This is a genomic window from Exiguobacterium sp. ZWU0009 (genome assembly GCF_000798935.2).
GTDB classification, from domain to species: domain Bacteria; phylum Bacillota; class Bacilli; order Exiguobacteriales; family Exiguobacteriaceae; genus Exiguobacterium_A; species Exiguobacterium_A acetylicum.
The window spans coordinates 2,485,662-2,505,750 of the sequence record NZ_CP018057.1 but is presented as its reverse complement, the minus strand read 5'-3'; the positions used below and the strand labels follow the sequence as shown (position 1 = coordinate 2,505,750).

The following is a 20,089-nucleotide window of genomic DNA, read 5'->3' as shown; positions in this document are numbered from 1 at the left end:
CAGGGAAAATCTCTGTAAAGGCGAAGTTTTTGGTTGGAGGAGGAAAACGAGATGCGCCAAGAATTGGTTGAACTGCAATTTGCGATTGCCTACTATCAATCCCTTGAACGTTTGACGCCGGAAGAATGGGATCTGCCGCTCGCCCTTAACAAGTGGACCGTCCTTGAGTGCGTCAGTCATCTGTATTTATGGGACCGGTTTTATTACGATCATGCTATTTCGAAATTACCGGACGAACCGTTGACGCTTGTTGAGACAGATTTTGATCAGTTCAATCGACTGGCGGTCGAATATGCGCATCATATCGATCCGCTTGCTTTGTTGAAAAAAGCGATCAGTGTCCGGCGTGACATCGTCAATCACCTCGATCGTTTGTCTGACGAGCAGTTTGAAGCAACCTATGAGGATTTCCGACCACTTACATTCGTCGAGTCGTTCGTTGCCCATGACGCGCATCACCAAGATCAGATTGACGGGGCGCTCGCACGCTTGAAGCAGAAGTGATTCATCTGCTACTCTTGAAGGTGAGGTGATGAACATGACAAAAACAGTCACGATGTACGGCTATCCGAAATGTAGTACGTGTGTCAAAGCGAAAAAAGCACTCGAACAGCACGGTGTCGAAGTGGACTACAAACATATCGTCGAGGAGACACCATCTGCAACGACGATCCATGAACTTCATCAAAAGAGTGGAGAGCCGTTGAAGAAATTCTTCAACACGAGCGGTCAATCATACCGTTCGCAAGGGATCAAGGACAAACTTCCTGAGTTATCGGAAGACGAGCAATACAAGTTGCTCGCAAGTGACGGTATGTTATTGAAGCGTCCGATCGTTACAGACGGGAGAGACGTCACGATCGGCTTCAAGGAAGAAATGTATCGAGGAAAATGGTATTAAGTTCAGAGTCGATTTTGGTATACTGAACACGTTAGTCCAAATTAGTCCACAGGGGGAATCGGAAATGAGTCAAGTAAAAGACAACTTACGCTATTCGGAAGAACATGAATGGGTCGAAGTATCAGGAAACAAGGCGCGTATCGGAATCACGGATTTTGCGCAACACGAACTCGGGGATATCGTCTTCGTTGAATTGCCTGAAGTCGGGGATACGATCTCAGCAAACGAGCCATTCGGTTCAGTCGAGTCGGTCAAGACGGTCTCGGAACTATATGCACCGATTTCTGGTAAAGTCGTTGCCATCAACGAAAACCTTTCAGATTCCCCAGAACTCGTCAACGAGTCACCATTCGAAGGTGCTTGGATGGTCGACATCGAAATCGAAGATGCTTCACAAGTTGAGGCATTGATGGATGCTGCAGCATACAAATCGATGATCAACGAGTAATACTTAACGAAAAGAGAGTGAACGAGGCGCTTGCGTTTCGTCCGCTCTCTTTTTTTTGTATACTGACGACAGATACCACGAAGAAAGGAGCGACCGTCATGCAAGAGGTCACGACCGTCCCAGAAAACGGGCTATTGTATGTCTATGCACCGATGTGCGGGACATGCGCCATCGCGGAGCGCATGCTAGATATCGTCGAAGCGACGGAATCAGGTCAATCGATTCAGAAGGCGAACGGGAATTTCATTCCGGATTTCTTAGAAGAAGCCCGCGTCATGAGTGTTCCTGCGTTGCTGCGAATTGAAGAAAATCAAGTCGTAGAGCGACTTTATGCTTTTCAGTCCGTACAAAACGTCTTTGCTTTTTGTCAAGAACAGTAAGAAAAGTCCGACTGGATTTTTCTTTTTGTTAAATTGTCGGAATATTTACAATAATCCGTTGACAACGTCGAAATATGAATGGTATATTCATAACAACTTCTAGAAATGCATTATAGGAAGTCTAGCAGAGATGATCGTTCAATACGATTCAAGTCCTGAACCCTTTCTCCCATCCTAAGCCGGTGTATTGTTTCCCCTTAAGTCGTCCCCCAAAGACGAAGCGGTGCAATGAACAGGTGGTGGATCGAAAGGACTGATCAGGAAGTGAACGTAAGCTGGCGATCATGTCGAACAGGCGCCGTCCTCCACGCGGAAGAGCGAACAATTCCGAATGGAGCTGGGTTTTCCTTCGTAGCATTTCTAACCACATTATTCGTGTTGTCGGTTCGCCGGCAACGCCTTTTTTTGTTTTCTGGAAGTTTTTCGAGCCGGTCGCTTGCCAGGATAGCATCTCCTTGCTACAATGCGAATAAGGAAAATTACTTTAATTCATATCCGATTACTCGGAATTAACTGGTGAGATGGAGGACGACAAGGCATGACAGTACGTTTTATGGATGTTTTCACAGAATGGGCATCGACGTATGACGAGACAGTAACCGGACACGATCCGGAGTATAAAGAGGTTTTTCGTCGATACGATGAGATTTTGGATACAGTAGCGGATAAAGCGCAGTCGCCGGTCATTGAATTCGGAGCAGGTACAGGGAACCTGACACAACGTCTTCTGACACGTCACGACGCCGTACTTGCCGTCGAACCAAGTCCGGAGATGCGGGCGATCCTGACGGAAAAGATTCCATCGCTTGATGTACAGGACGGTCACTTCCTCTCGTTCGAAGCGAAGGAAGCACGCAGTTTCGTCTCCACTTATGCGTTTCATCATCTAACGGATGAGGAAAAGGGAGAAGCAATCGATCTGATGGCGTCACATTTACCGAAAGACGGAAAAATCGTCTACGCGGATACAATGTTCGTCTCAGAAGAGGCACGCCTGCAAACAATCCGTGAAGCACGCGCGCAAGGGTTCGATGCGTTAGCGGAAGATCTCGAACGCGAGTTCTACCCGTTGATTCCAGTCATGGAAGAATTGTTTACAGCACGGGGATTCACTGTTAAATTTATACAATACAATCACTTCGTCTGGCTCGTAGAAGCCGAGAAAATGGGGGAATAAATCATGGCACTTCAAAAAATGAACGTCGAAAGCTTTAACCTGGATCACACGAAAGTCAAAGCACCTTATATTCGCGTCGCGGGTTATAAAGAAGGTAAAGTCGACCAAGTCGTCAAATACGATATCCGTTTCACGCAACCAAACGTTGAGCAAATGCCGATGCGTGCGATGCACACACTCGAGCACTTACTTGCTGAAAACATCCGCAACTACTCGGATGATGTCATTGATGTCTCGCCAATGGGATGCCAAACAGGTTTCTACATGGCGATGATGAACTTCGACTCGGTCGAAAAAATGAGCGAACTCGTTGAGAAGACGTTGAATGACGTCCTCGCAGCAGAAGAGATTCCAGCGCAAAACGAAGTCCAATGTGGATTTGCGAGCGCACATGACCTCAAAGGAGCGAAGCACTATGCCGAGAAAATGCTTGCCGGTCGTGATGAATGGGACATCGTCTTCGGATGATCGCGAACAACGTCCGCGACCTCGTCGGAAACACACCACTCTACGAGATCACTTCATTCGATTTGCCTGCTGGTACGCGCATTTTGGCGAAGCTCGAATGGATGAACCCTGGGGGCAGCGTCAAAGACCGCCTTGGCATTCAACTCGTTGATGCAGCAATCGAAAACGGACATGTGACACCAGGCGGTACGATCATCGAGCCGACAGCCGGGAATACCGGCATCGGCTTGGCGCTCGCCGCTAAAAAATACGATCTCCAAGTCATCTGTGTCGTTCCGGAAAAATTCAGTCAGGAAAAGCAGACGTTGATGCGGGCACTCGGCGCAACCGTCGTCAACACGCCGACTGAACTCGATATGCAAGGGGCCATCGACCGGGCAAAAGAACTCGGTCAGGAAATTCCGAACAGTTACGTTCCGTTACAATTCGAAAACGAAGAGAACCCAGTCACGTATCAGCGGACACTCGGTCCTGAGCTGATTGCGGACTTACCGCATATCGACTGGTTCGTTGCCGGTTGTGGTTCAGGTGGTACGTTCGCCGGAACAGCGGACTTCTTAAAACAACGTCTCGGTACAAAAGCAGCAATCGTCGAACCGGAAGGCTCCGTCTTAAACGGTGGTCCAGCCGGTCCGCATAAGACAGAAGGTATCGGTACAGCAAAATGGCCAAGTCTCGTTCCGCGTGAACTCGTCGACGAGATTCATACGATTTCTGACCGTGATGCATTTGACGCAGTTCATACACTCGCTGCTCGCGAAGGATTACTCGTTGGTAGTTCAGCAGGTGCAGCGCTCGTTGCTGCGCTTGATATCGCAAAGCGTCACCCCGGCAGTACGATCGTCACCGTCTTCGCAGACAGTGCCGAACGCTACTTGAGCCAACAAATCTTTGAAAAGGTGGACGAAACTCATGCGTAAGAAGACAGCATTGATTCATGGAGGAACAGGTGTCGACCGGGCAACAGGAGCCGTCACACCTCCGATCTATCAAACAAGCACATACAAGCAGGATAAAATCGGTCAACTCAAGGACGGATATGAATACTCACGGACAGCGAACCCTACACGGACGAGCATCGAACGATTGATTGCGGATCTCGAAGGCGGCGCACGTGGTTTTGCCTTTGGTTCTGGGATGGCAGCAATCCATGCCGTCTTCCACTTGCTTGAGTCTGGCGACCACATCGTCATGACGGATGACGTCTACGGTGGTACGTTCCGCTTGATGCAACGCGTCTTACCGAAGTTCAACATCCAAGTGACGTTCGTCGATACGACGGACCTTGCGGCAACGGAAGCAGCGATTCAAGACAACACGAAGATCGTTTACGTTGAAACACCGACGAACCCGTTGTTGAAAGTAACGGACATCGAAGCGATCGCAACGATCGCCAAACGTCACGATCTTAAACTCGTCGTCGACAACACATTCGCGACACCATACCATCAACAACCACTCGCACTCGGTGCAGACATCGTCTTGCACAGTGCGACGAAATACATCGGCGGACATTCGGACGTCGTCGCTGGACTTGTCGTCGTTAAAGATGATGCGCTCGGCGAAGAGTTGCACTTCATCCAAAACTCGACAGGCGGCGTGCTTGGACCGCAAGACAGCTTCTTGCTCGTTCGTGGTCTTCGTACGCTCGGTATCCGGATGGATGCAATCGAAGAGACAGCACATGATCTCGTCGCGTTCTTACAAGCGCAAGACATTGTCTCGAACATCTTCTACCCAGGACTTGCATCGCATCCTGGTCACGACATCCAAGCGAAACAAGCGACTGGATTTGGTGGGATGATCAGCTTTGATGTCGGTTCAGCAGCGAACGCAGAAAAACTTGTCGAGGCGACACATTTCTTCACACTTGCTGAGAGTCTTGGTGCCGTTGAGAGTCTGATTTCCGTTCCGGCACGGATGACGCACGCGTCGATCCCAGCAGAACGTCGGGCAGAACTCGGTATCACGGACGGTCTCGTCCGGATTTCAGTTGGACTTGAGGATGCGGAAGATTTGAAAGAAGACTTAACACGTGCTTTCACGTTCCTCGAAAAAGTTTCTGAAAAAACTGTTTGACAACAAAAATAACCCCTGCTAATATTCAGAATATATTCTACAAACTTAATACCGAAACTCTTATCGAGAGTGGTGGAGGGACTGGCCCGATGAAACCCGGCAACCGCGGATCTAATCCGAAGTGGTGCTAATTCCAGCAGACAAAAGTCTGGGAGATGAGAGCAAATGGTTTTGTGTACTGAAAAGTGCGCGCGTTTGCTCTAAAACGCGCGCACTTTTTTATTTAGGAGGGACAGTAGTGATTCGTTTACAAGACGTAGGAAAGATTTATCGCTCAAAGCGCGGAGCAGTCGAAGCCGTCGCGAATGTTGATCTGACAATCGAGCGCGGTGAAATTTTTGGAATAATCGGTTATTCCGGAGCAGGGAAATCGACCCTGATCCGATTACTGAATATGCTCGAAGCACCAACGAGTGGTTCGATCCAAATCGATGGTGTCGAAATGACATCACTGAAACCAAAAGAATTACGAGGCGTCCGCAAGAATGTCTCAATGGTATTCCAGCACTTCAACTTACTTTGGTCACGAACAGTCGAGGAGAACATCATGTTCCCGCTCGAACTCGGTGGCTTTCCAAAAGCTCGCCGCAAGGAACGGGTTGCGGAACTGATTCAACTCGTTGGTCTTGACGGACGCGAAAAAGCTTACCCATCGCAATTATCCGGCGGTCAAAAGCAACGTGTTGGTATCGCTCGGGCACTGGCATCAAACCCAGACGTTCTCTTATGTGACGAGGCAACCAGTGCACTCGATCCGAAAACGACGGACTCGATCCTTGAGTTACTCGTCGACATCAATGAAAAACTGAAGCTGACGATCGTCTTGATCACACACGAGATGCACGTCATTCAAAAAATCTGTCACCGGGTCGCCGTCATGGAAGCCGGTAAAATCGTTGAGCAAGGTCCGGTCGCAGAAGTCTTCCGTCATCCGAAACAAGCGATGACGAAAGAATTCGTCAAACAATTGACGTCGCCGTCGGAAAACGAGTTGACGTTCGCGAAACTACGCGAACGATACCCAACCGGAAAGATCGTTCAGTTGACGTTCGTCGGATCGACGGCGGAAAGCCCGATCCTCGCGGAAGTCATGAAGGATTCACCGGTCCTGTTCAATATCATCGGCGGAAACGTCGGTCAATCGCAGGAAGGGGCACTCGGTACACTGTTCATTCAGTTGATCGGGGAAACAGAAGCAACACAAGCGGTCATCACGAAGCTTCAAGCCAGTGATGTTGAAGTGGAGGTGGATCACCGATGATTTCATTCTTTGACAACCTAGACTGGGACATGGTGTGGGAAGCGACAGGCAGTACCGTCTATATGACGGCAATCGCTGGGGTTTCGACATTCGTTCTCGGTTTGATCATTGGTCTATTATTGTATGCAACAAACGAAGAGTTATTATTCAAGAATCGGGCGTTTTATTCAATCTTGAGCTTGGTCGTCAACGTTTTCCGTTCGATTCCGTTCATCATCTTACTGATCTTATTGATTCCATTCACGACAGCAATCGTCGGTTCGTTCCTCGGACCAACGGCAGCATTACCGGCACTGATCTTCGGTGCTGCACCGTTCTACGGTCGGATGGTTGAACTCGCGTTACGCGAAGTCGATAAAGGTGTCATCGAGGCAGCCGAATCGATGGGTGCGACGAAGTTCCAAATCATCTATAAAGTCTTAATCCCGGAAGCGTTGCCTGCCATCGTTTCAGGTATCACGGTTACACTCGTCTCACTTGTCGGTTATACGGCAATGGCCGGAGTAGTCGGCGGAGGTGGACTTGGGGACATGGCCTTCATCGAAGGATTCCAGCGTTCTCAAAACGATGTCATCGTCATTGCAACACTCTTAATCTTAGCGATCGTCTTCGTCATCCAAATCATTGGTGACTTGCTGATCCGCGCAATTGATAAACGTTAATTCGAATCTTAATCATATTGGAGGAATCATTCATGAAAACTTGGAAAAAATTCGTAGGTACTGCCGCTGTATCCGTTTTAGCAATCAGCCTTGCTGCATGTGGTGAAAAATCATCAGGATCAGGTAGCGACGACAAGACACTCGTCGTTGGTGCATCAAACGTACCGCACGCTGAGATTCTTGAGCACGTTAAAAAAGAATACGAAGAAAAAGGTTACAAGCTTGAAATCAAGAAGTTCCAAGATTACGTACTTCCGAACAAAGCACTCGCTTCAAAAGAAATCGATGCGAACTACTTCCAGCACGTACCGTATCTCGAGCAACAAGAGAAAGAAAACAAATCATATAAGTTCGCGAACGCAGGTGGCGTCCACGTTGAACCACTCGGTATCTACTCGAAGAAATACAAATCACTCGATAAGTTGCCAAACGGTGCAACGATTCTGACGAGCTCAAACGTCGCGGAACGCGGTCGTGTCTTGACATTCCTTCAAAACGAAGGATTGATTAAGCTCAAAGACGGTAAAACGACAGATGCACAACTCGGTGATATCGCGGAGAACCCGAAGAAACTCAAGTTCAAGACGAACATCGAAGCATCGCTGCTTCCGCAAGCTTACAAAAACAATGAAGGCGACGCCGTTCTTATCAACACGAACTATGCGATCGATAACGGTCTGAACCCGTTGAAAGACGCAATCGCTTCAGAAGATGAGTCGTCACCATACGTCAACATCATCGTTACACGTGACGGCGATGAAAAAGACAAACGTGTCACAGCACTTCTTGATGTTCTGCACGAGAAGAAAAACCAAGATTGGATCCTCGACAAGTACAAAGGTGCAGTCGTTCCAGTCAGTAAATAAGTTCACCGAATCCGGCATCCTTCCTATATAATGGAAGGATGCTTTTCATTTGTCTGAAACAGGGGTTAGGGGGAATCATATGCAACGCATTCGTCAACTGCATCCGTTGACACTCGGGGTCTTGTTTGGAACGTTTTTCTCGCGTCTCGGAACGTTCATCACGATGCCGTTCTTCGCCATCTACATGACGACCGTTTTGAAATTCGATCCGGTCGATGTCGGCTGGGTCCTCAGTATCTCAGCGATCGCCAGTCTCGTCATGAGCTTCATCGGCGGTACATTGTCGGACCGGTATGGTCGCCGGGCGATGATGCTCGCCGGAACGATTGGGTTCGCGATCGTCTTCATTGCGCTGGCACAAGTCGAGACGTTCTGGGCGTTCTTTACGCTCAGTGCCTTGAACGGTGTCTGTCGCTCAATCTTCGAGCCATCCGCTCGTGCCTTGATCAGTGATACGACGGACGAAGCAAACCGATTATTCGTCTTCAATATCCGTTACGCGATGATCAACATCGCAGCAGCAATTGGACCGGGAATCGCCTTACTGCTGAGTGCGGGGAACACGTCAGCGACGTTTTACATCACGGCGTTCGTCTATATCGTGTACGGGGTGATGATTGGATTCTTATTCAAACGTCATCCGATCACCGAGACGCACGGTGGCAAGAAGGTCTCGTTCGGAGCGACGGTTCGTCTGTTACGGACGGACATCGCCTTTACACTCGCACTCGCCGGCATTATCTTCGGGGTCTTTGGTTACAGCCAGTTCAACTCGACCTTGCCACAGTTCTTGACGGAGACGTCACTCCTTGAAGGCGGAAAGACACTCTATGCGATCTTGATCACGATCAATGCGATCACCGTCTTGATCGTCCAATATCCGATCATGAAGTTCGGTGTCAAAACGTCACCGCTCGTCTCGATCACGACCGGGATTGCGACAGTTGCGATCGGATTGTTCATCATCGGTAATGTGAGTTCAATTTGGCTGATGGTTGTCGCGATGGTTATCTTCACGTGCGGGGAAGTCATGATGTTCACGATGACCGACATCTTGACCGATCGGTTTGCCAAACCGGAATTACGGGGCAGTTATTTCGGGGCGATGGGCTTGACGTCGATCGGACAATCCATCGGTCCGATCGCCGGAGGACATTTGTTAAGTTTATATGGAGCGGACCGTCCGTTACCGATTTTCGGGATATTAGCGGGCTTGACATTATTCGGAATACCACTACTCTTACTGTCACAACGGATTCATCGGGGTTCGACGATCGAGGAACTGGAGGAACCGGTGAAACTTTCGAATGATTCTCAACAAAACGCATGATTTTGAGAAAAATCAGCGAGCGATGACGCTTGAATAATACGCCATGTTTCTTTAAGATTAGAATGATACTAAATTAGTAACGCTCGTGTTCTGAATCGTCAGTCACGAAATGAATAGATGGAGGGATTCTAACATGAAGGCTTCACACTTGAAGATTGAAGATCTACACGTCGCGATCGACGGCAAGGAAATCTTGAAAGGCGTCAACTTGGAAATCAAAGGCGGGGAAATCCACGCGGTCATGGGACCAAACGGGACAGGTAAATCAACACTCGCATCAGCATTGATGGGTCACCCATCGTACGAAGTGACATCTGGTTCAGTCACACTCGACGGCGAAGACGTCCTCGACATGGAAGTCGATGAGCGCGCACAAGCGGGTATGTTCCTCGCAATGCAGTACCCAAGTGAAATCAGTGGTGTCACGAACTCAGACTTCCTTCGTTCAGCGATTAACTCGCGTCGTGAAGAAGGCGATGAAATCTCACTCATGAAGTTCATCCGTGAGCTTGATTCACAAATGGGTCTTCTCGAGATGCCTTCAGAAATGGCACACCGTTACCTCAACGAAGGTTTCTCTGGTGGAGAAAAGAAACGTAACGAAATTCTTCAAATGATGATGCTTAAACCAGCAATCGCGATTCTTGATGAAATCGATTCAGGTCTTGATATCGATGCATTGAAAGTCGTCGCAAAAGGTGTCAACGAAATGCGTTCACCTGAATTCGGTTGCTTGATCATCACGCACTACCAACGTCTCTTGAACTATATCGAGCCAGACTTCATCCACATTATGATGGGCGGAAAAATCGTCATGTCTGGTGGTAAAGAACTCGCACACCGTCTCGAAGCAGAAGGTTATGACTGGGTTAAAAAAGAACTCGGCATCGAAGACGTCGAAATCGAAACAAAAGCGTAAGACGAGGGAGGAAGCATGATGACTGTAGAACTGAATCTTGCAGTAAATCGCGAGGCAGTGGCAGAACGTGCGACTCGCTTAGGGGAACCATCTTGGATGGTCGCAAAGCGTCAAGACGCGCTTGATCTTGCCCCAACGCTCGCATTGCCAAAAGTAGAAAAAATCAAGATCGAAGGCTGGAACTTCACAGAAGGTACGACGGAACTCGAAACCGTCACTGGTCTTTCTTCAGATATCGAAGCATTGATCGGTGAAAACCGTGATCACATGCTCGTCACGCGTAACGGACAACTCGTCCATGCGCAAAACAGTGAAGCGGCGAACGGCGTCATCTTCACGACGCTTGAAGACGCATTAAAACAACACCCAGAACTCGTCGAGAAGTACTTCATGACGGAAGGTGTTCAAGTCAACGAAGATCGTCTTGCGGCATTAAACGCGGCACTTCGTAACGGTGGTACGTTCCTCTATGTACCAAAAGGCGTCAAGCTTTCTGTACCGATGCAAGCGATCTATACGCTTGAGCAATCAGGCGCAGCGCTTTACCATCACGCGATCATCGTCGCAGACGCGGACAGCGAATTGACGTATATCGAAAACTTTGTCTCTTACGGGGACGAAGCGCATAACGTCAACGTCGTCACAGAAGTCTTCGTCGAAGACAACGCAAAAGTTCTCTTCGGTGGTGTCGATACGCTCAGCAAGGGTGCGATCACGTATATGAACCGTCGTGGTGTCGTCAAACAAGGCGCGAAGCTTGAATGGGCACTCGGTCACATGAATGACGGTCACACGGTCACAGAAACAAAAACACACCTCGTCGGAAACGATTCGTTCTCAGATACGAAAGCCGTTACGGTCGGTCGTGGAGAGCAAAAACAAAACTTCAACGTCCGGACGGATCACTTCGGTAAAGGATCAGAAGGTTTCATCTTGATCCACGGTGTCCAAAAAGATTCAGCAACATCTATCTTCAACGGAACGTCGATGATCCATCACGGCGCTTCGAAATCAAACGGCGTTCAAACGGAACGTGTCCTCATGTTGTCTGAAAAGGCACGTGGTGATGCGAACCCAATCCTCTTGATCGATGAGGATGACGTCATGGCAGGACACGCGGCATCTGTCGGTCGTGTCGATGAACTACAACTCTACTACTTGATGAGCCGTGGCCTTTCACGGAAGGAAGCAGAACGCCTCGTCGTTCACGGATTCCTCCAGCCAGTCGTCTCGGAACTTGCGATTGACTCGGTGAAAGAACGTCTCGTTCAAGTCATCGAAGGGAAAGTAAACTAATATGGGAATCGATGCATCCATCCGCAATCAGTTTCCGATCCTCGACCAACAGGTCAACGACCGGAAACTCGTCTATCTCGATAGTGCGGCCTCTTCGCAGAAGCCGCTCGTCGTCATCAACGCGATTGACGACTACTATAAGACGATTCATTCGAATGTGCACCGTGGCGTCCATACGCTCGGAACACGAGCGACGGATGCGTACGAAGGTGCGCGTGAGAACGTTCGTCGTTTCATCCAGGCGCAACACCATGAAGAAATTATCTTTACCCGCGGCACGACGACGGCGATTAACATCGTCGCGTCAAGCTACGGCATGGAGCATGTCGAAGAAGGCGACGAGATCGTCGTCACGTACCTCGAACACCATGCGAATCTCATTCCGTGGCAACAAGTCGCTAAACGCAAAAAAGCGAAGTTGAAATACGTTGATTTGACAGCGGATGGTCGCGTGACGGTCGAAGCAGTCGAAGCACAACTGTCCGACCGGACGAAGATCGTCGCGATGGCACATGTCTCGAACGTTCTCGGTACAATCAATCCGATCAAAGAAGTCGCTCGTCTTGCACACGCTCGTGGTGCCGTCATGGTCGTCGATGCAGCGCAAAGTGCACCGCACCAACGAATCAATGTCACGGATCTCGATTGTGACTTCCTCGCCTTCTCCGCACACAAGATGTGTGGTCCAACAGGTGTTGGTGTCCTTTACGGGAAAAAGGCATTACTCAATGCGATGGAACCAGTTGAATTTGGTGGTGAGATGATTGATTACGTCGGTCTTGAAGAGTCGACGTTCAAACCGTCTCCATATCGTTTCGAAGCGGGTACACCAATCATCGCTGGTGCCGTTGGTTTATCAGCAGCGATTGATTTCTTAGAAGAGATTGGTCTAGAGAACGTCGAAGCACACGAACGTAAACTCGCGCAGTACGCGATGGCACAAATGCGTGACATCGACGGACTCACGATCTACGGTCCGGAAGAACGCGTCGGACTCGTCACGTTCAATCTCGGTGATGTCCATGCACATGACGTCGCAACCGTCCTTGATATGCAAGGAATCGCGGTTCGCGCCGGTCACCATTGTGCACAGCCCTTGATGCGTTGGCTCGGAGCGAGCTCGACGGCTCGCGCTAGCTTCTATCTCTACAACACGAAAGAAGAGGTTGACGCACTCGTGACAGGACTTCGCCAAACGAAGGAGTATTTCAGTCATGGATTTTAACAATCTCGATCACTTGTATCGTCAAGTGATCATGGATCATTATAAAACTCCCCGAAATCGCGGTGCGATCGAGGGGGGCGTCACAATCGACATGAACAATCCGACGTGCGGCGATACAATTCGTCTCCAGCTCGCGATTGAAGACGATGTCGTCCGTGATGCGAAATTTGACGGGGAGGGCTGTTCGATCAGCATGGCGTCTGCTTCAATGATGACGCAACTCGTCAAAGGGAAGACTATCGAAGAAGCCTTACGACTCGCGGATATCTTTTCGGACATGGTCCAAGGAAAAGACTATGACGACGAATCGTTCGACCTCGGGGACGTCGAGGCACTCTCGGGTGTCACGAAATTCCCGGCACGGATCAAATGTGCGACACTTGCCTGGAAGGCGCTCGAACGCGGCGTAGAAGAAGGGAAGTAAACTTCGGTCACAAGCAAGTAAGAGGAGGAAATGAACATGGCAAAGAATATGCCGGAAATTGGCGATTATAAATATGGTTTCCACGATCGCGATATCTCGATCTTCCGTTCTGGACGTGGCTTGACGACTGAAGTCGTCGAAACGATCTCGAAAATGAAGGAAGAACCACAATGGATGCTTGATTTCCGTTTGAAATCACTCAAGATCTTCAACGAACAAGCAATGCCAGCGTGGGGTGGCGATCTCTCAGAATTGAACTTCGACGACATCACGTATTACGTCAAGCCGTCTGAACGTGCAGAGAAATCGTGGGATGAAGTACCAGAAGAAATCAAACGTACGTTTGATAAGCTCGGTATCCCTGAAGCAGAGCAAAAATACTTGGCAGGTGTCTCGGCTCAGTACGAGTCAGAGGTCGTCTACCACAACATGAAAGAAGACCTCGAAGAAATCGGTGTCGTTTTCAAAGATACAGATACAGCGTTAAAAGAGAACGAAGATATTTTCCGTGAGTACTTCGGAAAATTGATCCCGCCAACAGATAACAAGTTCGCAGCCTTGAACACAGCAGTCTGGTCAGGTGGATCATTCATCTACGTACCAAAAGGCGTTAAAGTCGACACGCCGCTTCAAGCCTACTTCCGGATCAACTCGGAAAACATGGGTCAATTCGAGCGGACATTGATTATCGTTGATGACGAGGCATCGGTTCACTACGTCGAAGGATGTACAGCACCGGTCTACACGACGAACTCGCTTCACTCAGCGGTCGTTGAGATCTTCATCAACAAAAACGCTTACTGCCGTTACACGACGATCCAAAACTGGGCGAACAACGTCTACAACCTCGTTACGAAGCGTGCAATCTGTGAAGCTGGCGCAACGATGGAATGGGTCGATGGTAACATCGGTTCGAAACTGACGATGAAATACCCAGCTGTCATCCTCAAAGGTGAAGGTTCACGTGGTATGACATTGTCGATCGCAATCGCTGGTAAAGGCCAACACCAAGATGCGGGTGCGAAGATGATTCACTTAGCACCGAACACGTCGTCGACGATCGTCTCGAAGTCGATCTCAAAACACGGTGGTAAAGTCACGTACCGCGGTATCGTTCACTTCGGACGTAAAGCGACAGGTGCACGTTCGAACATCGAATGTGATACGCTCATCATGGATAACCAATCGACGTCGGATACGATTCCGTACAACGAAATCCTCAACGATAACATTTCGCTCGAGCACGAAGCGAAAGTCTCGAAGGTCTCGGAAGAACAATTGTTCTACCTCATGAGCCGCGGGATTTCACAAGAGGAAGCAACGGAAATGATCGTCATGGGCTTCATCGAGCCATTCACGAAAGAACTTCCAATGGAATATGCGGTCGAAATGAACCGTCTCATCAAGTTCGAGATGGAAGGTTCAATCGGATAATTCGTCTTACTCTCTCATCTGCGGATGAGGGAGTTTTTTTATGGAGTTATAATTGGGGTAAAGAGTGAAAAAGGAGGGGTTACTATGCGTGACGTCGTTTATTCCTTTCAAGTCTCACTCGACGGTTATATCGAGGATGCGTCAGGCAGTATCGATTTCGCTTCACCGGACGCAGAATTACATCAATATTTCAATGACTACGAGAAAGCGTTTGATACCCATGTCTACGGACGTCGTTTGTACGAGATGATGCAGTACTGGGAGACAGCGGATCAGGAAGACGAGCCGATTGTCGTGGAGTATGCGAAAACCTGGCAGGCACTTGAGAAGGTCGTCTTCTCGCGTACGCTTGATTCCGTCACAGGAAATGCGCGTCTTGCGACTCAGTCACTTGCGGAAGAACTTCAAGCTCTAAAAGCCTTACATGGAAAGCAGATTGCGATCGGTGGCGCGACGCTTGCTGCTGAAGCGTTTAAGCTCGGACTCATCGACCGTTATCATGTCGTGATTTACCCGATCCTGCTCGGCGGTGGGAAACGGATGTTTCCGGTGTTTGATCAACCAGAGGCGCTACGCTTAGCCGAAACACGCGTCTTCGAATCGGGATGTCTCGCGTTATCTTACGAAAAAATATAATCTGCTTAAAAAGAGTCTCTTATTGCAAAAGGGATTCTTTTTTGTTACATCCGATAAAATTTGGATATTATCATTTAATTTGGACGAAAATAGATTATAATAACTTTTGTGAAAAAATATATAAACATGATTAAGGTGTGAAAAAATGAAATTTTATCAAGAAATTCCTGTCATTCGATCGATTGCGGCAATCATGGTCGTTGCTGTCCATGTCATCGCAGGTCTGTATCATTCGAAAGGGGAATTCGAAAATGAAGCGATTGGTTACATCGATCAATTTTCTCGGATCGGTACGCCAATTTTTGCTATCATCAGTGCGTTTCTGTTGATGTCGATGGTCCAGCGCAAAGGATTCGATTTTGGAACATTCGTTAAGTCACGTTTCTCTAAGATCTTTATTCCTTACCTGATTTGGAGCACGATCTACCTCGTGTATCGTTATCATGTAGAAGATAGTCTAAAACCAGGTATGCCGCTATCAGATTACTTTCTCTATGGAACGGCGAACTTCCATCTGTACTTCATTTTGACGGTACTTCAGTTTTATGTCGTATTTCCGGTACTTGCACGACTTAAGAAAGGAACATTGCTACTTGTCGCGACAGTTGTGGCGATGGGCGTCAACTACTTCTGGCTGACATCAGGAAGCTTAACGACGGACATCGCGTTTCTCGATCGACTCGTCAATAGCCGCTCTTTCTTACTCAACTGGATCGCCTATTTCATGATGGGGATTACATATGCCGTCTATTATGAAGAGATTCAACAGATCCTAAAGCGTCATCGGACAATCTTGTTATTAATCAGTGGCTTGATCATCCTTGATATCTGGGTCAGCATTGATTTAGAGCGGACGTACACGTCGACGAACATTTCGAACCTTGTGTACATCCCGTTCGTTCTCGTCGTCTTGAACTACGTCTTCCGTCGTGTCCGGATGGATGCGACAGCGATGCGCATCTTCCAGACGATCGGAACGCATTCGATGGGCATCTATCTAATTCATCCGCTCGTCATCCGCGGAATTGGTCGGACGGATCTCTTCGCTTACTTCGACTCTGCGAGTATGTTCATTTGTGCGATGATCGTCACACTTACGGCTTCGATTTCTGTCTCTTATGTGATCAGTCTTTTGCCGTACGGAAACTATATCGTTCCGGTTCCAAAACGAAGAGCGCCTGCTCCGAAAATGGTCGAGGCACAGTCTACTGCTTCATGATAAGAACGATTGACTAGGCATCCTTTTCCTTCCTACATGAGTAGGGAGGAGAGGGGTGTCTTTTTCTGAAAAAAGAGTGTTTGCTTAGGAAGCATTGAAGAAGAAATCCCGGATTCTGCTATGCTATGATGAATAGGTAGAATAGTACACGTAAGGGGGAGGAGAGCATGATATATATCGGTGTCACAGGCTGGGGAGATCATGATAGCCTCTACTTGACCCCGCAAGATCGTAAAGAGAAACTGGCTGCCTATGCCGGGCATTTTCCAGCAGTCGAGGTCGACTCGACATTCTATGCGATTCAACCGGAACGAAACTACGAGAAATGGGTATCCGAGACACCGGATAGTTTCCGCTTCATCGTCAAGGTCCATCGGGCGATGAGTGGGCACGACCGGGAAAACAAAGATCCACTCGGACCGATTTTTGAACAATATATCGCGTCGATCGAACCGATGCGAAAGAGTGGAAAGATTGCCGCGATTCTCGTGCAACTGCCACCCTGGTTCGATGTTAGTAAACTGCACTTAGAGTATTTGCAAACGATCCGAAAATCACTTGCCGGACTGCCAGTCGCAATCGAATTCCGAAATCCATCGTGGTATTCAGATGCTTATCGTGAGCGGACACTCCGTTTTCTGAAGGAACATCAGTTCATTCATACGATTTGTGATGAACCGCAGACGGAAGACGGTTCCGTACCGTTCGTACCAGTCGTGACGCAGGAGACGGCATTCATTCGTCTCCACGGACGAAATAAAGCCGGCTGGTTAAAGAAACCAGGTCAAAGTAGTGACGATTGGCGTAAAGTCCGCTGTCTCTACCGTTACTCGGAAGACGAGTTACAGGAACTCGCAAGTCACGTCCGAAACGTGGCGGCGGAAGCAAAGGATGTCTATGTTTTCTTCAATAACAACTCAGCAGGAGATGCTGCCCCGAATGCGAAACGATTAATCGAGATTCTCGATCTCGACTATGAACTCGCGCCGCGACAAATCTCTTTGTTTTAAATCATCAAGGGGGGCTTCTGCATGAAGTTACACATCATTCACTATAATGATTTGCACTCACACTTCGACATGTGGCCTCGCTACATGTCCTTCGTCAAGGAACACCGGACGTATGATTCGCTCGTTTTTGATCTCGGCGATCATGCTGACCGCGTCGATCCAGCGACGGAAGCGACAAAAGGAAAGATCAATACACATCTATTGAATGCGTTGATGCCAACTGCCGTGACGATCGGGAACAATGAAGGCATCACCTTTCCACACGACTGGTTAGCAGATCTCTACACGGAAGCGGACTTTCCGGTTCTCGTCTCGAATTTAGAAGCACCGTTTGCGAAGCAAGGTGTCATTCACGAATTACCGACCGGTAAAGTCGGTGTCTTCGGTCTGACGGCACCTTATATCGAACTTTACGGTTTACTTGGTTGGACGATCGAAGAACCGTTTGACGTCGCAGCGCGTGAAATCGAGCGGTTGCGTCAAGAAGTTGACGTCTTGATTTGTTTAAGTCACCTTGGTTTTTATCAAGACGAAGAACTGGCAATGCGTTTTCCGGAGCTCGATTTAATCATTGGTGCGCATACGCATCATGTCCTCGATGACGGTGTCGTCAAGAACGGTGTCTTGATCACGCAAGCGGGGAAACACGGTCAATATGCAGGTGAGATCTACATGAATACGGATACGGGTGAGAAGGAAGCGGTTCTTCACTCCTTACACGATTACGTCGAAGATGAAGCGACAGCGAAACTACTCGACCGGGAACAGTATCTCGCAGAACAACAGATGAAGGAGCCGATTGGCGAGACAGCGGGTCTAGCCAATGATTGGTTCAGTGAGTCGCCGTTCTCACAATTGCTCGTCGAGACGATGCGCGACTGGTGTGACGCTGATATCGCATGTATTCCAGCCGGTATTCTGCTTGGGTCACTTCCGCCAGGTCCTGTCTCTGCCTTTGATTTACATCGACTCTGTCCGCATCCGATCAATCCTTGTAAGGTGACGATGACTGGTGCGGAAGTCCAAACCTTCCTCGATGAAGTCAAGACAGATCAGTTCGAACAACTGAAGGTTCGTGGTCTCGGTTTCCGAGGTAAGTTGATGGGGCGGATGCATTATGCTGGTTTGGCGGCACATCAACCGCTTGAGCCAACGCGAAACTACACGGTCGTATTGCCGGATATGTTCACGTTCGGTCCACTCTTCCCAGCAATCAAAGAGATGCCAAAAGAATACTTCATGCCGGAATTGTTACGGGATTTGTTGTTCGAACGCTTATCGGAGAAGTCGGAATATAATGAATTGCATGTTCGCAAACGCTGATTGTTTGTTATACTAAAGCAGACATTAATTGACTTTTTGGGGATGAAGGGGGAAGCGAAACCATGGGACGCGGAGAAATCCAACGTAAACCGGAATGGTTGAAAATCAAGCTGAATACGAATGAAACCTACACAGAATTAAAAAGTATGATGCGCGAGAAAAAGCTACATACTGTCTGTGAGGAAGCAAAGTGTCCGAATATCCACGAGTGTTGGGCGGTACGCCGGACGGCGACGTTCATGATTCTCGGAAGTATCTGCACACGTGCGTGCCGTTTTTGCGCCGTGACGACAGGACGTCCAAACGAACTTGATCTCGAAGAACCAAAACGTGTCGCGGAATCCGTCCGTTTGATGAACTTGAAGCACGCGGTCATCACAGCGGTCGCACGCGACGATCTGAATGATTTCGGAGCAGGCGTTTATGCGGAGACGGTTCGTGAAGTCCGTCGGATGAATCCAGAAACATCAATCGAAGTCTTGCCTTCAGATATGGGAGGGAACTTCGAAGCATTAAAAACGCTGATTGATGCACAGCCAGACATCATGAACCACAACATCGAGACGGTCCGCCGTCTAACACCGACCGTTCGTGCGAAAGCCACTTACGACCGGACGCTTGAATTCCTTCGTCGTTCGAAGGAACTCGCACCTGAAATTCCAACGAAGTCGAGCTTGATGCTTGGTCTTGGTGAGACATGGGAAGAGATTCTTGAAACGATGGATGATCTCCGTGCGAATAACGTCGATATCATGACGATCGGTCAGTATCTCCAACCAACGAAAAAACACCTCGACGTCATCAAATACTATACACCACAAGAGTTTGCTGAACTGAAGCAGATTGCCCTCAGCAAAGGGTTCTCGCACTGTGAGGCAGGTCCACTCGTTCGTTCGTCGTACCACGCGGATGAGCAAGTTAACGCAGCGAAAAAGAATAAAACAGCACTTCCGATCGACTAATGATCAAAAACCGTTCGAGCAGTTGCTCGGACGGTTTTTCGTCTGCCAGGCGAAATGGAATATGCTATG

Annotated in this window: 22 protein-coding genes and 1 riboswitch; all 22 genes read left to right on the top strand. The window is 48.7% G+C overall.

What is annotated here, in order from left to right; genetic code table 11:
- The first annotated feature begins 51 nt into the window (after window positions 1-51).
- The 22 genes from L985_RS13080 to lipA all read left to right on the top strand — a co-directional run bounded on the left by L985_RS13080 (window position 52) and on the right by lipA (window position 20,020).
- Complete coding sequence (locus L985_RS13080; RefSeq protein ID WP_047393402.1) at window positions 52-504, top strand: DinB family protein; 453 nt, start codon at window positions 52-54, stop codon at window positions 502-504.
- 34 nt (window positions 505-538) lie between these two features.
- A complete protein-coding gene (locus L985_RS13075) occupies window positions 539-901 on the top strand; it encodes an arsenate reductase family protein (protein ID WP_029342438.1) in 363 nt (120 codons plus the stop codon).
- A 64-nt stretch (window positions 902-965) separates the two neighbouring features.
- Window positions 966-1,349, top strand: a complete 384-nt coding sequence (gene gcvH / locus L985_RS13070; RefSeq protein WP_029342437.1) for a glycine cleavage system protein GcvH — start codon at window positions 966-968, stop codon at window positions 1,347-1,349.
- Window positions 1,350-1,447: 98 nt separating this feature from the next.
- Complete coding sequence (locus L985_RS13065) at window positions 1,448-1,729, top strand: thioredoxin family protein (protein ID WP_047393406.1); 282 nt, start codon at window positions 1,448-1,450, stop codon at window positions 1,727-1,729.
- A gap of 538 nt (window positions 1,730-2,267) precedes the next feature.
- Window positions 2,268-2,906 carry a class I SAM-dependent methyltransferase gene (locus L985_RS13060; RefSeq protein WP_047393409.1) on the top strand — a complete coding sequence of 213 codons (639 nt, stop codon included), beginning with the start codon at window positions 2,268-2,270 and terminating at the stop codon, window positions 2,904-2,906.
- Between the two features lie 3 nt (window positions 2,907-2,909).
- The gene (locus L985_RS13055; RefSeq protein ID WP_029342435.1) at window positions 2,910-3,374 is read left to right on the top strand and encodes an S-ribosylhomocysteine lyase; all 465 of its coding nucleotides are present in this window, start codon (window positions 2,910-2,912) and stop codon (window positions 3,372-3,374) included.
- Complete coding sequence (locus L985_RS13050; RefSeq protein WP_023469164.1) at window positions 3,371-4,294, top strand: PLP-dependent cysteine synthase family protein; 924 nt, start codon at window positions 3,371-3,373, stop codon at window positions 4,292-4,294. Before L985_RS13055 ends, L985_RS13050 begins: the two co-directional genes overlap by 4 nt.
- The gene (locus L985_RS13045; protein WP_023469163.1) at window positions 4,287-5,453 is read left to right on the top strand and encodes a bifunctional cystathionine gamma-lyase/homocysteine desulfhydrase; all 1,167 of its coding nucleotides are present in this window, start codon (window positions 4,287-4,289) and stop codon (window positions 5,451-5,453) included. Before L985_RS13050 ends, L985_RS13045 begins: the two co-directional genes overlap by 8 nt.
- Window positions 5,454-5,510: 57 nt before the next feature.
- Window positions 5,511-5,615, top strand: a riboswitch (SAM riboswitch).
- Between the two features lie 76 nt (window positions 5,616-5,691).
- Complete coding sequence (locus L985_RS13040; protein WP_029342433.1) at window positions 5,692-6,714, top strand: methionine ABC transporter ATP-binding protein; 1,023 nt, start codon at window positions 5,692-5,694, stop codon at window positions 6,712-6,714.
- The gene (locus tag L985_RS13035; protein ID WP_029342432.1) at window positions 6,711-7,376 is read left to right on the top strand and encodes a methionine ABC transporter permease; all 666 of its coding nucleotides are present in this window, start codon (window positions 6,711-6,713) and stop codon (window positions 7,374-7,376) included. Before L985_RS13040 ends, L985_RS13035 begins: the two co-directional genes overlap by 4 nt.
- A gap of 32 nt (window positions 7,377-7,408) precedes the next feature.
- Window positions 7,409-8,242 (top strand): MetQ/NlpA family ABC transporter substrate-binding protein, encoded by an 834-nt coding sequence (locus L985_RS13030; RefSeq protein ID WP_047393412.1) that lies wholly within the window; start codon window positions 7,409-7,411, stop codon window positions 8,240-8,242.
- A 79-nt stretch (window positions 8,243-8,321) separates the two neighbouring features.
- A complete protein-coding gene (locus L985_RS13025; protein ID WP_029342430.1) occupies window positions 8,322-9,572 on the top strand; it encodes an MDR family MFS transporter in 1,251 nt (416 codons plus the stop codon).
- 133 nt (window positions 9,573-9,705) lie between these two features.
- A complete protein-coding gene (gene sufC / locus L985_RS13020) occupies window positions 9,706-10,491 on the top strand; it encodes a Fe-S cluster assembly ATPase SufC (RefSeq protein ID WP_023469158.1) in 786 nt (261 codons plus the stop codon).
- An 18-nt stretch (window positions 10,492-10,509) separates the two neighbouring features.
- The gene (sufD, locus tag L985_RS13015; RefSeq protein ID WP_047393415.1) at window positions 10,510-11,787 is read left to right on the top strand and encodes a Fe-S cluster assembly protein SufD; all 1,278 of its coding nucleotides are present in this window, start codon (window positions 10,510-10,512) and stop codon (window positions 11,785-11,787) included.
- A 1-nt stretch (window position 11,788) separates the two neighbouring features.
- Window positions 11,789-13,012, top strand: coding sequence for a cysteine desulfurase (locus tag L985_RS13010; RefSeq protein WP_047393419.1), 1,224 nt, complete (start codon window positions 11,789-11,791; stop codon window positions 13,010-13,012).
- Window positions 13,002-13,436: a Fe-S cluster assembly sulfur transfer protein SufU gene (sufU, locus tag L985_RS13005; RefSeq protein WP_023469155.1), complete on the top strand. Its 435-nt coding sequence runs from the start codon at window positions 13,002-13,004 to the stop codon at window positions 13,434-13,436. Before L985_RS13010 ends, sufU begins: the two co-directional genes overlap by 11 nt.
- A 36-nt stretch (window positions 13,437-13,472) precedes the next feature.
- The gene (gene sufB, locus L985_RS13000) at window positions 13,473-14,870 is read left to right on the top strand and encodes a Fe-S cluster assembly protein SufB (protein WP_023469154.1); all 1,398 of its coding nucleotides are present in this window, start codon (window positions 13,473-13,475) and stop codon (window positions 14,868-14,870) included.
- Between the two features lie 84 nt (window positions 14,871-14,954).
- Window positions 14,955-15,506 carry a dihydrofolate reductase family protein gene (locus L985_RS12995; protein ID WP_047393423.1) on the top strand — a complete coding sequence of 184 codons (552 nt, stop codon included), beginning with the start codon at window positions 14,955-14,957 and terminating at the stop codon, window positions 15,504-15,506.
- A 145-nt stretch (window positions 15,507-15,651) separates the two neighbouring features.
- Window positions 15,652-16,725: an acyltransferase gene (locus tag L985_RS12990; protein ID WP_047393426.1), complete on the top strand. Its 1,074-nt coding sequence runs from the start codon at window positions 15,652-15,654 to the stop codon at window positions 16,723-16,725.
- A gap of 167 nt (window positions 16,726-16,892) precedes the next feature.
- Window positions 16,893-17,735: a DUF72 domain-containing protein gene (locus L985_RS12985; RefSeq protein ID WP_029342425.1), complete on the top strand. Its 843-nt coding sequence runs from the start codon at window positions 16,893-16,895 to the stop codon at window positions 17,733-17,735.
- Between the two features lie 21 nt (window positions 17,736-17,756).
- Entirely contained in the window at window positions 17,757-19,058 is a 1,302-nt protein-coding gene (locus L985_RS12980; RefSeq protein ID WP_047393429.1) for a bifunctional metallophosphatase/5'-nucleotidase, read from the top strand.
- Window positions 19,059-19,120: 62 nt separating this feature from the next.
- Window positions 19,121-20,020: a lipoyl synthase gene (gene lipA / locus L985_RS12975; protein ID WP_023469150.1), complete on the top strand. Its 900-nt coding sequence runs from the start codon at window positions 19,121-19,123 to the stop codon at window positions 20,018-20,020.
- The last annotated feature ends 69 nt before the right edge of the window (window positions 20,021-20,089 follow it).

Bases quoted from the DNA above. Each gene is read 5' to 3' on its own strand.
- L985_RS13080 (WP_047393402.1), top strand. From the start codon at position 52: ATGCGCCAAGAATTGGTTGAACTGCAATTTGCGATTGCCTACTATCAA.
- L985_RS13075 (WP_029342438.1), top strand. From the start codon at position 539: ATGACAAAAACAGTCACGATGTACGGCTATCCGAAATGTAGTACGTGT.
- gcvH (WP_029342437.1), top strand. From the start codon at position 966: ATGAGTCAAGTAAAAGACAACTTACGCTATTCGGAAGAACATGAATGG.
- L985_RS13065 (WP_047393406.1), top strand. From the start codon at position 1,448: ATGCAAGAGGTCACGACCGTCCCAGAAAACGGGCTATTGTATGTCTAT.
- L985_RS13060 (WP_047393409.1), top strand. From the start codon at position 2,268: ATGACAGTACGTTTTATGGATGTTTTCACAGAATGGGCATCGACGTAT.
- L985_RS13055 (WP_029342435.1), top strand. From the start codon at position 2,910: ATGGCACTTCAAAAAATGAACGTCGAAAGCTTTAACCTGGATCACACG.
- L985_RS13050 (WP_023469164.1), top strand. From the start codon at position 3,371: ATGATCGCGAACAACGTCCGCGACCTCGTCGGAAACACACCACTCTAC.
- L985_RS13045 (WP_023469163.1), top strand. From the start codon at position 4,287: ATGCGTAAGAAGACAGCATTGATTCATGGAGGAACAGGTGTCGACCGG.
- L985_RS13035 (WP_029342432.1), top strand. From the start codon at position 6,711: ATGATTTCATTCTTTGACAACCTAGACTGGGACATGGTGTGGGAAGCG.
- L985_RS13030 (WP_047393412.1), top strand. From the start codon at position 7,409: ATGAAAACTTGGAAAAAATTCGTAGGTACTGCCGCTGTATCCGTTTTA.
- L985_RS13025 (WP_029342430.1), top strand. From the start codon at position 8,322: ATGCAACGCATTCGTCAACTGCATCCGTTGACACTCGGGGTCTTGTTT.
- sufC (WP_023469158.1), top strand. From the start codon at position 9,706: ATGAAGGCTTCACACTTGAAGATTGAAGATCTACACGTCGCGATCGAC.
- sufD (WP_047393415.1), top strand. From the start codon at position 10,510: ATGACTGTAGAACTGAATCTTGCAGTAAATCGCGAGGCAGTGGCAGAA.
- L985_RS13010 (WP_047393419.1), top strand. From the start codon at position 11,789: ATGGGAATCGATGCATCCATCCGCAATCAGTTTCCGATCCTCGACCAA.
- sufU (WP_023469155.1), top strand. From the start codon at position 13,002: ATGGATTTTAACAATCTCGATCACTTGTATCGTCAAGTGATCATGGAT.
- sufB (WP_023469154.1), top strand. From the start codon at position 13,473: ATGGCAAAGAATATGCCGGAAATTGGCGATTATAAATATGGTTTCCAC.
- L985_RS12995 (WP_047393423.1), top strand. From the start codon at position 14,955: ATGCGTGACGTCGTTTATTCCTTTCAAGTCTCACTCGACGGTTATATC.
- L985_RS12990 (WP_047393426.1), top strand. From the start codon at position 15,652: ATGAAATTTTATCAAGAAATTCCTGTCATTCGATCGATTGCGGCAATC.
- L985_RS12985 (WP_029342425.1), top strand. From the start codon at position 16,893: ATGATATATATCGGTGTCACAGGCTGGGGAGATCATGATAGCCTCTAC.
- L985_RS12980 (WP_047393429.1), top strand. From the start codon at position 17,757: ATGAAGTTACACATCATTCACTATAATGATTTGCACTCACACTTCGAC.
- lipA (WP_023469150.1), top strand. From the start codon at position 19,121: ATGGGACGCGGAGAAATCCAACGTAAACCGGAATGGTTGAAAATCAAG.